The 11,990-nt window shown below is 41.4% G+C and carries 11 protein-coding genes and 1 pseudogene; 1 reads left to right on the top strand and 11 read right to left on the bottom strand.

Annotated elements, in window-relative coordinates:
- Positions 1 to 114: 114 nt before the first annotated feature.
- From FGQ53_RS09710 to FGQ53_RS09750, 9 genes and pseudogenes are all read right to left on the bottom strand, one after another.
- Positions 115 to 672 (bottom strand): sugar O-acetyltransferase, encoded by a 558-nt coding sequence (locus tag FGQ53_RS09710; RefSeq protein WP_138338277.1) that lies wholly within the window; start codon positions 670 to 672, stop codon positions 115 to 117.
- 85 nt (positions 673 to 757) lie between these two features.
- Positions 758 to 1,614, bottom strand: a pseudogene (locus FGQ53_RS09715) (VOC family protein).
- Between the two features lie 310 nt (positions 1,615 to 1,924).
- Complete coding sequence (locus FGQ53_RS09720; protein ID WP_138338280.1) at positions 1,925 to 2,962, bottom strand: aldose epimerase family protein; 1,038 nt, start codon at positions 2,960 to 2,962, stop codon at positions 1,925 to 1,927.
- Positions 2,963 to 3,077: 115 nt separating this feature from the next.
- Positions 3,078 to 4,244: an SIS domain-containing protein gene (locus FGQ53_RS09725; protein ID WP_138338283.1), complete on the bottom strand. Its 1,167-nt coding sequence runs from the start codon at positions 4,242 to 4,244 to the stop codon at positions 3,078 to 3,080.
- A gap of 268 nt (positions 4,245 to 4,512) precedes the next feature.
- Positions 4,513 to 4,917, bottom strand: a complete 405-nt coding sequence (locus FGQ53_RS09730) for a PTS sugar transporter subunit IIA (protein ID WP_138338286.1) — start codon at positions 4,915 to 4,917, stop codon at positions 4,513 to 4,515.
- Between the two features lie 3 nt (positions 4,918 to 4,920).
- Positions 4,921 to 5,742: a PTS system mannose/fructose/sorbose family transporter subunit IID gene (locus tag FGQ53_RS09735; protein WP_138338288.1), complete on the bottom strand. Its 822-nt coding sequence runs from the start codon at positions 5,740 to 5,742 to the stop codon at positions 4,921 to 4,923.
- A complete protein-coding gene (locus FGQ53_RS09740; RefSeq protein ID WP_138338292.1) occupies positions 5,729 to 6,634 on the bottom strand; it encodes a PTS mannose/fructose/sorbose/N-acetylgalactosamine transporter subunit IIC in 906 nt (301 codons plus the stop codon). Before FGQ53_RS09740 ends, FGQ53_RS09735 begins: the two co-directional genes overlap by 14 nt.
- Before the next feature lie 26 nt (positions 6,635 to 6,660).
- A complete protein-coding gene (locus tag FGQ53_RS09745) occupies positions 6,661 to 7,137 on the bottom strand; it encodes a PTS sugar transporter subunit IIB (protein WP_138338294.1) in 477 nt (158 codons plus the stop codon).
- Positions 7,134 to 8,921, bottom strand: a complete 1,788-nt coding sequence (locus tag FGQ53_RS09750; protein WP_138338297.1) for a glycoside hydrolase family 35 protein — start codon at positions 8,919 to 8,921, stop codon at positions 7,134 to 7,136. The genes FGQ53_RS09745 and FGQ53_RS09750 overlap by 4 nt, the downstream gene beginning before the upstream one ends.
- A gap of 471 nt (positions 8,922 to 9,392) precedes the next feature.
- Between FGQ53_RS09750 and FGQ53_RS09755 the strand changes: the two genes are divergently transcribed.
- Positions 9,393 to 10,109, top strand: a complete 717-nt coding sequence (locus tag FGQ53_RS09755; protein WP_138338300.1) for a GntR family transcriptional regulator — start codon at positions 9,393 to 9,395, stop codon at positions 10,107 to 10,109.
- A 214-nt stretch (positions 10,110 to 10,323) separates the two neighbouring features.
- Here FGQ53_RS09755 and purB read toward each other — a convergent pair whose 3' ends face one another.
- Together purB and FGQ53_RS09765 are read right to left on the bottom strand one after the other, a co-directional pair.
- A complete protein-coding gene (purB, locus tag FGQ53_RS09760; protein ID WP_138338303.1) occupies positions 10,324 to 11,619 on the bottom strand; it encodes an adenylosuccinate lyase in 1,296 nt (431 codons plus the stop codon).
- A gap of 70 nt (positions 11,620 to 11,689) precedes the next feature.
- On the bottom strand, positions 11,690 to 11,932 hold the full coding sequence (locus tag FGQ53_RS09765; RefSeq protein ID WP_195450366.1) for a phosphoribosylaminoimidazole carboxylase: 243 nt from the start codon (positions 11,930 to 11,932) through the stop codon (positions 11,690 to 11,692).
- Positions 11,933 to 11,990: the final 58 nt, after the last annotated feature.

Raw genomic sequence — 11,990 nt, forward strand, 5'->3', positions numbered from 1 at the left:
ATGGGAAATCCCTCCTTAACTATAAGTTTATCACATAAAAAAGAAACCCAAATACAGAATTGTATTTGAATTTCTTAACTTAATGACATTGACATCCGCTGTTTCTTTCTACTTCTATTTCACAGGTATCTCCTTAATCACGCGCGCAGGATTGCCAGCTAGGACAACATTGTCACCGAAGGATTTGGTAATCACGGCCCCTGCTCCTGCAACGACATTATTTCCCAGTGTCACTCCAGGAAGGACAATGACGCCACCACCGGCCCAGAAATTGTCTCCGATAGTGATGGGCTTTCCATACTCGACACCTGAATTTCGCTCCTGTGGATCCAGTGGATGGAGTGGGGTTAAAAACTGACAGTTGGGACCGATCATAGCATTGTCACCGATACGAATGGGGCAGATATCCAGCATGGTCAAGTTCCAATTAGAATAAAAATTTTCCCCTAGATGGATGTTGACACCGTAGTCCACCATCAAGCGCGTATTGATATAAAGATTTTTCCCAGTCGAGCCAAACCAAGTCTTGATGATTTCGGCTCCTTTTAAGGGATCCTCTTCCTTGTTAAAGGCAGCCTGTTTTTGGCGAGAAGCCTGAGCCAAGGCTCTCAGTTCTGGGTCTGACGGACGGTAAAACTCTCCTGCTATCATTTTCTGGTATTCACTAGTCATTGTATTCTTCTCCTTATTCCCTACTATCATATCAAATTTTCTACATATCTTACTAGAATAAGGAGCACTTCCTACAATTTATACTCTATATCCTGTCTAAACGAATACGGGTCACGATTCCATCCGAGTCTGTAATTTCCAACTGGCTCGATGTCAGCCATTTGATTGGTGCATCAATTTCTTGTGCTCGCTGGGCAATCGTTAACAGTTCTTCTTTATGTTTGACTTCAATGACATAATAGGCCAAACCTGGCAAGCCTTGCTTACGCGGAGCCAAACCCTTTCCTCCCCATTCGTTGACTGCCAAATGATGATGGTAGTCTCCAGATGCAATCCAACTAGCACTAGGTACACTGAATTTATCCTCTAGCCCTAACACCTTTTGATAAAACTGGCTGGACTTTCTACTATCCTTGACAGAAAGATGAATATGGCCCATTCTCGTACCATCTGCTAGGATAAAGGGCTCTACTCTTTCCCCCAACTCATAGATATCCTGCGCCTCAAGGGCCTCCGTCACCCCGATAATTCGTCCATCGTCTCGAATATCCCATTTGGAAACCGGCTTATCTCGATAGAGTTCAATGCCATTTCCCTCCAAATCCTCCAAGTAAATGGCCCGCTGTAACCGTGATCTGCACCGCCGACAAGAGGAATCTGTAAATCTGTCAGGTGCTTCAAGACATCCGCCAAAGCCTTTCGTGTCGGTAAAAGAATGGCTAAATGGTAAAAACCATAATGTTCCCTTACTTCACCGCTCTCTTGTGCTTGAATCAAGTGTACCAAGGCTTTTCCACCAATTCTTAGAACGGCCTCTGTATCCGTTTGAGATAGGATTTCTAAACCAATAATCTGCTGATAAAAAACTGTTTGACTGACCAAATCCTTCACATTCAAAACTGCCTCTGCTAAATAAATGTGGCTCTTGTATTCATAGGTCATAAATATTTCCTCTTTAGTTGTAATTGTAATTACAACAACCGTTATATGGTAGATTGAAATAAGATGTGAACAAATTGATTAGGAAAGTCAAATTAATGTATAGAAATATTTTAGCAACCACGGCGTACTATTCTAGATTCAATCTACTATATAACTCCCATCAAGAAAGTCAAGCCAGATAACTCAAAAATAACACCATTTCAGGATAAGATAAAGTAAATCTTTCCATAATAAAACGCATATTATCAAACTTTTCAGCACCTGACAATATGCGTTATTTTAATTTTAAAGACTTTTTGACCAGCTTTTTTTACTTCACAACAAGCTCATAACGTGTCTTGCTTGTAAAGGTTTGACCTGCTTTGAGAATAACTTGGTCTTTAAGGTTACTGTTGATGGCATCTGGTAAAACTTGCGCTTCAAGGGCAATCCCATTGTGCTGTACCATTGGCTGACCTCCTATGATGACACTCTCATCCACAAAGTTTGCTGTGTAGACCACAAAACAAGGAGCCTCTGTCTTGAAAAGCAAGAAGCGACCTGAGTTTTGGTCATAAAGGAAACCAGCATTGTCATGACCTGTAGGAAGGGCAAATGGATGGTCCAAGCCAGATACCAACTGGAGTTGCTCATCTTCCTCTGCAAAGATATCCTTCAACAAGGCACCATTGTAGATGTGTTTAACCACATCACGATTAGCATCTGGAGTTTTTGCAGGAACACCATCGGGAGCTATTGGGTAAATGCCCTCTGTGTTTAGTTGGAAGACATGGCGGTCAATTGTCTGCGTGAAATCACCAGACAAGTTGAAATAGCTGTGGTTGGTTGGATTGACCAGCGTATCCTTATCGGTCGTTACCTTATAGCTGATTTCGTAGGCACCAGTTTCTTCCAAGTGGTAACTGATCCAGATCTTGAGATTACCAGGGAATTCTCCTGTTCCATCTGTACGCTCTGTGTAGAGGGTCAAGCCATGATTACTTACTTCTACAACTTCAAACAAGCTAGAGTCCCAACCTGTTGAGCCACTGTGGTTGCAGTTGCTAGCATTGTTGACTTCAAGGTCATAGCTTTTACCATTGAGCTCAAAGGTCGCACCTGCGATACGACCTGCCACGGGACCCACACTCGCTCCATGCTTGGGACTATTGCCTACATAGCTATCAAAGTCATCAAATCCCAAGATAACATTGGCAAAATTTCCAACCTTGTCAGGGGTGACATAACGCAAGATAGTCGCACCATAAGTCATAACTTCTAACTGATAACCAGCATCAGTCTCAAAGCGATAGGCTAAGACATCTTGTCCCTCAACATTTCCAAATACACGCTCTGTGTATGCTTTCATTCTATTCTCCTTTTACTATTTCTCTTAAGCAAACAAACCATAGAAAGCCTACTGACAATCTATGGTTTATCTGATAATTTACAAATCCTCGTGTCAAGAATTCATAAACACTGTCTTACTTTTGGTATTCGTGGATGATAACACCTTGTACCACACGGTTTACGGTGCCTGTAGGAGACGGTGTATCTGGTTTGTTTTCCACTTTAAGCGAAGTCAAAAGGGCAAAGAGTTGGGCATAAACGATGTAAGGGAAGACACGGTAAATATCGTTCAAGACACCGCCACAACCAAGGGCTACTTCTTTGACATTTTCAAGACCAAAGGCTTGATCACTCAAGAGCACAACACGACGAGCAATCTGGTCACTCGCCACTTCACGAACCAAGTCCAAATCGTACTTGCGAGTGTAGTCTGTCGTTGTACCAAAGACCAAAACAACTGTATCCTCGTTGATAAGAGATTTTGGACCGTGACGGAAGCCGACTGGGCTTTCATACATGGTCGCAACTTGACCAGCTGTTAGTTCCAGAATCTTGAGCTGAGCTTCATGAGCAAGTCCGAAGAATGGACCAGCACCTAGATAGATGACACGGTTAAAGTCTAGGTCAACAAGCTCTTTGACATCTGCTACATTTTCTAGAACCTTACGCGCAAGGCTAGTCACCACTTCAAAACGTTCAGCTTTCACAGCAAATTCTGTAGGATCAAAGACTAAGAGAGCTGTTAGCATCATAGACGTAAAGCTAGAAGTCATGGCAAAGCCAGCATCATTGGAAGCAGCTGGTTGCAAGAGTAAAAGATTGCGGTCATCGCCATGAGCTTGAAGAGCTAATTTCCCTTCTGCAGCACATGTAATGGTCACTTGGTAAAGGTCGTCAACCAAGGCTTTGGCCAAATCAACTGTCGCCACACTTTCAGGTGAATTTCCACTACGAGCAAAGGAAACAAGAACAGTCGCCACATCTTTTTTCAGATAGGTTTCTGGATTGGCTACGATATCTGTTGTCGCAATGGCATTGAAATTCCATTTGCGTTCGTCGTAGACTTCCTTAAAGTAAGGTACCAAGGTATCTCCCACATAAGCAGAAGTACCCGCACCTGTCAAGATGACCTTGATATAGTCATGTTTATCAGCGATTCCTTGAAGAAAGGCTGCAATTTCTTCCCGTTTCGCTTGATAGGCTTCAAAAGCCTCTTTCCATACATCAGGCTGTTGGTAGATTTCACGAGTCGTGATTTCTGCACCCAGCTCAAGTAGTTCTTCTTTTGTGTAATTTAGCATAGAGTTCCTCTAATCTATTGTTGTTTCATTCCTATTGAAAATATGGGAATGGATTGACTCCCATTCCCATGTATATTCTATACAAACTGTTCTAACGATTTTCACGTTGTCACATCGTATACTTAATGAAAATCAAAGAGCAAACTAGGAAGCTAGCCGCAGGCTGCTCAAAGCACTGCTTTGAGGTTGCCGGATAAGACTGACGAAGTCAGTAACATCTATACGGCAAGGCGACACTAGCATGGTTTAAAGAGATTTTCGAAGAGTATTATTCATCTTCGTCATCATCGAAGCCCGCTAACAGGTCATTAACTTTCACAATGCTTTCCGCAGCACGGCTTTTATAATCCACATCTGCACCTGTAAAGCTGGCATTGATAAATTCAATCACCATTGGAAGATTCATCCCTGCGTAGAGTTCAATGTCGCGACCTTCCATAATCAAACGGCTTACCACGTTACAAGGTGTTCCGCCGAGAAGGTCCGCAAAGACTAGGAAATCATCCAATCCTTCGATAGCAGCTTCAAATTTTGCAGTAAATTCTTCTGGGCCATCTTCTGGAAGAAGAGCCACTGCACGAATGTTGTCCTGTGGACCCATGAGCATTTCTGTGCTACCTTTAAGTTCTTCACAGAAACGACCATGACTCACCAAAATTAATGATTTCGTCATAAATTATACGCCCATTCCAAGCAAGAATTTACCGATGAATGAAAGGCCTACTGCAAGAACGATAATGATACCGATCGCTTTAGTAGAGTTCATACCTTTCTTACCAAGCAACCAGAAGATAAAGGCAGTAAAGATTGCTGGAAGCAAGCGTGGGAAGATTGAGTTCAAGATGTCTTGGAAGTCAATCATCTTTTCACCGATTGGCAATTTGTAAGAAATGTCAAAGTTGATCATTGTTGCTACAAGAGCACCCATCATGAAGACACCAAGTACAGATGCAGCGTCAATCAAAGCTGTCAAAGTACTTTGCATGTTGTTGATAAGGTTAACCCCTTCTTTGTAGGCAAATTCCAATTGTTTCCAACGGAAGATGTCATAAGCAACTGCAACTGCGATCCAAAGGAAGATACCCCAAGGTTGGCCAGCGATAGCCATAGTTGCTGCGACTGACCCCATGATAGCAGGTACAAGCGAACCAAAGATTGTATCCCCAAGAGGAGCGAATGGTCCCATCAAACCTGTCTTGATGCCGTTAACGGCGTCTTTTGAACCTACACCATCTTTTTCTTCCATGGCAAGGTCAAAACCAGCGATAATGGTATGGAAGAATGGTGAAGTATTGAAGAATTGAGTATGAACTTTCATCATTTCTTTCAATTCAGGAGTTCCATCCCCATACATTTTACGCAATTGAGGCAAGATCATGTAAAGGTAACCAGAAGCTTGCATACGTTCGTAGTTCCAACCTAATTGGAAAGTAAACAAGCTACGTTTGTTGATTTGATTAAAATCTTCTTTTGTTAGTTTGTAATTAGAATTCGTCATCTTCGATTTCCCCACTTTCTGATGGTGTAGAAGGTGCTGCTACAGCTACTTTTTGGCTATTTTTGAAGTGAAGCACTGCAAGGAAAATACCTACGATAGAAATACCAATCATAGACAAACCTTTGAAGTTGTTCACGAAACCAATTTTTTCAGCAACTTCAGCAGGAAGAGTACCTACGATACCAGCAACAGCACCACCAAGACCTGTTACATATGAGTAAAGAACAGTCAACATAGCCGTCAAACCAAATCCCATAGCAAGGTAGTGAAGGTTACGTTTAACTGGAAGGTAACGAAGCAAGATTGCAAATCCAAGACCTGGAAGCATACGTCCTGCGAGTGTCAAACCATCTGCAACCCATTGGTATTTTGTAACGAAATCTACTACGTGTTGTACAAATTCACCACCAAAGGCAAGCGCGAAGAAGACTGGAAGGGCACGAGATAGAGCCCAAGGAATCGCACCAAGCAAGTAGTTGCGTTCGATACCTTTGTAGTCAAAGCGTTCGATCGCAGCATCAATACGGTGTGCAAAGAAAGTAGTAGTCATACGTCCAAGAACGTCGAAGTATGTCAAAAGTGCTGCTACTGGTACAGCGATTGTTGTGATTGCAAGATCTGTATCAATACCTTGAGAGATAGAGAATGCTGTTGCAAGAACCGCACCAGAAGTTGCGTCAATACGAGAAGCACCACCGAAGGTACCAACCCCAAGAACGAACAACTGCAAGCTACCACCGATAAACAAACCAGTTGTCACATCTCCCATGATCAAACCAGTAATAAAACCAGCGAATACAGGGGAACCTGCAGATGAAACGATTGTCAACTCATCACAGATTTGATAAGCTGAGTACAAAGTGAGAAGTAAAATTTGCCACCATTGTATCATAACAATGACCTCCTAAAAATTTTTTCCTATTTTAATAAGCTCAAAAAGTCTGAAACTGGATCATTTGGAACCATTTGAGCAGTGAGTTTCACACCTTTTTCTGCTAGTTTGTGGAAATCTTCCACATCCTTGTCTACCACGTTGATAGAACGTGTGATAGAGCGAGTTTCTGGTGTTTGAGACATATTGCCAACGTTGAGTGTTTCAAGCGGAACACCTGCTTCGACCAAACCAAGGAAACGGTCTGGTTTACGTGCAACGATAAAGAGACGTTGGCTATCGTATTTACCAGCAAGGATATTTGCTGCTGCTTTCTCAACTGGCAAGATACTGAGTTTCACACCTGGTGGTGTCGCAAGTTTCAAACCACTCTTTTCAACATCGTTGTTGACAACTTCGTCATCTACAACCATAATACGTGAAACATTTAGTTTTCCAGCCCATAGATTGGCTACTTGACCGTGGATCAAACGTCCATCAATACGGCATCCCACAATTGTCATAAATTTTCCCCCTTTATGTGTTTTAGTGTAGGTTTACGAGTTAAATGAATCTCTTCTTTATATTGACCTTCTGTTTCAAAGATAATGATGCGATTGGCACCTTCCTTGAGATAGCTATGAGGGATATAAAGTGAGAGGGTCGGGCCGACGTTCCAGAAACGCCCTAGGTTCTGCCCGTTGACAAAGGCAACTCCCTTACCAAACTCAGACAAGTCTAGGTAAGTATCTTTTGGCTCTTCGATTGTAAAATCATAAGCATAAAATGCTGGTTGTCCTTCTGTCCATCCTTTTGAAAAATCAATTTTCTCAGGATTATCTAGTGGGAGTGGATAGTGTTTCCAGTTTAGTAAGAAGTGCAAATCCTTACAAACCCCTGTCCGAATTCCCTTACGTTGCGTATCCGCTAAGAACTTGTGTCCATAGTTGACACGCCCCATATTTTCTATCAAGATATCTAGTATAGATAGCGCTTTCTTTTCGCCTTGATAAAAAATATCTTCCCCAATCTCTGTCTGATATTGGGTTTTGACCCACTGACCATCGACATAAAGCTGAGCCCTATCTCGACCATCAATGATACGAAGTCTTTCTTCTTCTGCATCCCAGTTTGTTTCTGTTCGATAGAGTAGGTAGCCATAACTTTGTCCCAGCTCCTCCATCTTTTGAGGATAGAGTCTTTCTACAGGGCTTGACAAGCTATCCAAGGTTTCAAACAAGGAAACTTTTTCAACTAGTGGAATAGCGTCCAACTCCATACTCTCTTTGTAGAGTGGTTCCAACTGTGGATACTCTGGAAAATGTGTTGCCATCATCTTCTTGACTGCCAGATATTTAGCAGTTGGATTTCCTTCTTCATCCAGAAGGGCATCGTAATCATAAGATGTAACTTGTGGCAGGTCCAAAGTTCCTCGAGCCGAGCAACCATTCATGAAACCAAAGTTTGTACCCCCGTGGAACATGTAAAGATTGATGGAACCTTGTTCCAAAACCTCTCGAACTGCATCTGCCAACTCTTTCGGATCCCGTGTGATAATCGGTTCTTTCCATCGATTGAACCAACCATCCCAAAATTCCATACACATGAGTGGCCATTTCTTGCCATGCTCATCAAAGAATTCCTGCATCTGTGAAAAGTTATAAGGTGCCTTAGAACCAAAGTTCCCTGTTACAAAGAGGTCATCCTCGATTAAAGTTCCAGCTTTCAGAGTTGCTCTCCATGGACCATCTGATGTAAAGAGGGGACAGGTTACGCCACGCTCTTCCATCAACTGTCGAATGGCTCTCAGATAAGCCTTATCTTCTCCATAAGAACCATACTCGTTCTCAACCTGCATCATGAGAATATTGCCACCCTTGTCCAACAAATGTGGAACCAACCGTGACAAGAGTTGGTCATAATAGCGACCGACAGCTTCAATATAAGCAGGATCTGAGGAACGAATCCTCATATCCTTGGTCAAGAGCCAGGCTGGTAAGCCACCGAATTCCCACTCCGCACAGATGAAGGGTGACGGACGAACAATCGCATAGAGACCTAAATCTTGTGCTGTCTGAAGAAATCGCTCCAAATCCAAATCCCCTTCAAAGTGAAACTCGCCCTCACTAGGCTCGTGTAAATTCCAAGCCACATAAGTCTCTACCGTATTAAAGCCAAGAGCTTTCAAGTTGTAGAGCGAATGATACCAATCCTCTGGAGGAACCCTAAAATAATGAATGGCGCCAGATAAAATCTTAAATGATTTTCCATCGAGATAGAAATCATCTCGTATCTCAAATCGTGTCATAAAACTACCTTTTGATCGCAAAAGTTTGCGCTTTCATTTATTGTTATATTAAATATAACGCAATCATTCATGTTTGTCAATAGTCTTAACTAGATTATTTAAAATTTTTCTATTTTTTTACTATAGTTTATTGAAACTAGGATAGTACACTACGGATGATAAAATATTTCTATAAATGAGTTTAAATTTCCCAATAAATTTGTTCACATCTTATATCAATCTATGATAATTCCCTAATCAATTTGTTTGGTTCTTATTTCATTTCACTATAACTTTTAGGCAAAATACTTATAAAATCGTATAAGCCCGAGCACTTCACTATTTTTCGCCAAAAACCTTGTATAAAATCCTGATTATTTAGATGTAAATTAACCTTTTAGCCTATTATTTTAATTTTTTATTCAAAAGACTACTATTCTTTTCTTTTTTATGGTAAAATCTTTTATGGAGAAGGAAAATCGAGGTGAAAATATGGCAATTCCTAAATATCAATATATAAAAGATGAATTAAAGAACAAAATCATCTCTGGTCAATTCGCCAGTGGAGATAAATTTTACACTGAAGCTGAATTGATTTCAATGTATGATGTGAGTTCTATCACAGTTGTCCGCGCCTTAAACGACCTTGCCAAAGATGGCTATATTGTCCGCCAACAAGGAAAGGGTACATTCGTTTCACGCGCACGCAAACACAAACTCGTAGAGTTTTCAGATGTAGAAGTTTTTGAAACTAAAGATGATAAAGTGACCGTCCTTTCTATTGAACGCGGAAATAAGCTAAGCTACTTAGAAAAACTTGGATTACGTGGTGACCAGTTCTACTATAAGATTGAGCGCGTACGTAAATCAAACGGTGTTGTATACATCTACCATACATCTTACATTCCAGAACAATACATCAACGCAAATTATCCAAACCTTGAATACTATAGCTCTATCTATAGCCGTTTCAAATTGGATTACCACATTCACATGAATGATGAACACTTTGAAGAAATCAATGAAATAGCATTTCCAACTCCAGAACACGTGGTTTCCATTCTAGGAATCAATGATCAATTCCCCACTGTCCTTCAGACCAAGATTACGAAACTCGAATCTACTGGTCAAGTTTTGGAATATAGTGAAACCTACAAACGATCTGATTACTACAAGATTAAATTCATCTCATGTGACCGTGATCACTAAGAAGAAAGCCTGAGCCTCATCGCTTGGGCTTTTTCAATGCTTATTATATCCCATCAAAACTGTATTTTCTATATGTCAATGAAGATTGATTAAATTTGTTTAAATTTTACTAAAATATTGGGAATCTTTTTAGCAAAAAAGCTTTAATAAACAAGAAAAACCGAAGTTCTTCTACTCCAGTACATAAAGTAATAGAACTTCGATTTTATTTTAATTATCCTAAACCAAGACGTTCAAAGATATCATCCACTCGTTTAGTGTAGTAAAGAGGGTTGAAGATTTCATCAATTTCCTCTTGAGTCAGACGTGATGTCACTTCTGGATCTGCTTCTAGCAGTGGTTTGAAGTCTACTTGGTTGTCCCAAGAGTAGGCTGTTTTTGGTTGTACCAAGTCATAGGCTTGCTCACGAGTCATGCCTTTTTCAATCAAGGTCAACATAGCACGTTGACTAAAGATAAGACCAAACGTAGAGTTCATGTTGCGGATCATATTTTCTGGGAAGACTGTCAAATTCTTGACGATATTTCCAAAACGGTTGAGCATGTAGTCAATCAATATGGTCGTGTCTGGTGTGATGATGCGCTCAGCTGATGAGTGAGAGATATCACGTTCATGCCAAAGAGCAACATTTTCATATGCTGTAATCATGTGACCGCGAATAACACGCGCCAAACCTGTCATGTTCTCAGAACCGATAGGATTGCGTTTGTGAGGCATTGCTGAAGACCCTTTTTGCCCTTTGGCAAAGAACTCTTCCACTTCGCGTTGCTCAGATTTTTGAAGACCACGGATCTCAGTCGCCATACGTTCGATTGAAGTCGCGATACTAGCAAGAACCGCAAAGTACTCAGCGTGAAGGTCACGAGGAAGGACCTGTGTAGAGATTTCTTGGGCACGGATACCCAATTTGTCGCAGACGTATTTTTCAACGAATGGTGGGATGTTAGCAAAGTTACCAACCGCACCAGAGATTTTACCAGCTTCCACACCAGCAGCCGCATGCTCGAAACGCTCGATGTTACGCTTCATTTCGCTGTACCAAGTGGCCAATTTAAGACCAAAGGTTGTCGGCTCAGCGTGCACACCGTGGGTACGCCCCATCATGATGGTGAACTTGTGCTCCTTAGCCTTATCAGCGATGATGTTGGTGAAGTTTTCAAGGTCACGACGAATGATGTCGTTGGCCTGCTTATAGAGATAACCATAGGCAGTATCCACCACGTCAGTAGAAGTCAAGCCATAGTGAACCCACTTGCGCTCTTCACCAAGCGTCTCAGAAACCGCACGCGTGAAGGCAACCACATCGTGACGCGTCTCCTGCTCAATCTCCAAAATACGGTCGATGTCAAAGTCCGCCTTTTCGCGAATCAAAGCCACATCTTCCTTAGGGATTTCCCCCAACTCAGCCCATGCCTCGTCAGCCAAGATTTCCACCTCAAGCCAAGCACGGTATTTATTTTCTTCACTCCAAATGTTCGCCATCTCAGGGCGAGAGTAACGGTTGATCATGTTGTTAATTTTTCCTTTCTTTTTCTACTTCACAATGTGCAAACAAAGCATAGAACATTGATTAGCCAAATTATTCAAATTCTTCTTTCCCAATCCATACAGACGGGTAATGTTCCAATGAATTAAGGTCTGTATCCAGTGGCAAATCATAAATTGCTAAATAGTTTTCAGGATATTGAGCAACCAGCTCTTCATACTTAGCTTTCACTTTTTCGTGATTGCTACTAGCATACAAAACTTCTACAACTGCTCCAGTCTTATCTTTCTCAACAAATGCATTTACGATTATTTGAATAGACTTCCTGCGAAACAAAATATGGTACAATAGTTCTATGAATTATGAAGCAAGCAAACAATTAACTGATGTACGA

It is taken from the genome of Streptococcus mitis (genome assembly GCF_005844455.1).
Lineage (GTDB): Bacteria > Bacillota > Bacilli > Lactobacillales > Streptococcaceae > Streptococcus > Streptococcus mitis_BF.

What these genes read in the sequence shown, in the direction of transcription:
- FGQ53_RS09740 (WP_138338292.1), bottom strand. Translation starts at nt 6,634, where the DNA reads ATGATACAATGGTGGCAAATTTTACTTCTCACTTTGTACTCAGCTTAT.
- FGQ53_RS09755 (WP_138338300.1), top strand. Translation starts at nt 9,393, where the DNA reads ATGGCAATTCCTAAATATCAATATATAAAAGATGAATTAAAGAACAAA.
- FGQ53_RS09710 (WP_138338277.1), bottom strand. Translation starts at nt 672, where the DNA reads ATGACTAGTGAATACCAGAAAATGATAGCAGGAGAGTTTTACCGTCCG.
- purB (WP_138338303.1), bottom strand. Translation starts at nt 11,619, where the DNA reads ATGATCAACCGTTACTCTCGCCCTGAGATGGCGAACATTTGGAGTGAA.
- FGQ53_RS09730 (WP_138338286.1), bottom strand. Translation starts at nt 4,917, where the DNA reads ATGACGAAATCATTAATTTTGGTGAGTCATGGTCGTTTCTGTGAAGAA.
- FGQ53_RS09735 (WP_138338288.1), bottom strand. Translation starts at nt 5,742, where the DNA reads ATGACGAATTCTAATTACAAACTAACAAAAGAAGATTTTAATCAAATC.
- FGQ53_RS09720 (WP_138338280.1), bottom strand. Translation starts at nt 2,962, where the DNA reads ATGAAAGCATACACAGAGCGTGTATTTGGAAATGTTGAGGGACAAGAT.
- FGQ53_RS09745 (WP_138338294.1), bottom strand. Translation starts at nt 7,137, where the DNA reads ATGACAATTGTGGGATGCCGTATTGATGGACGTTTGATCCACGGTCAA.
- FGQ53_RS09725 (WP_138338283.1), bottom strand. Translation starts at nt 4,244, where the DNA reads ATGCTAAATTACACAAAAGAAGAACTACTTGAGCTGGGTGCAGAAATC.
- FGQ53_RS09750 (WP_138338297.1), bottom strand. Translation starts at nt 8,921, where the DNA reads ATGACACGATTTGAGATACGAGATGATTTCTATCTCGATGGAAAATCA.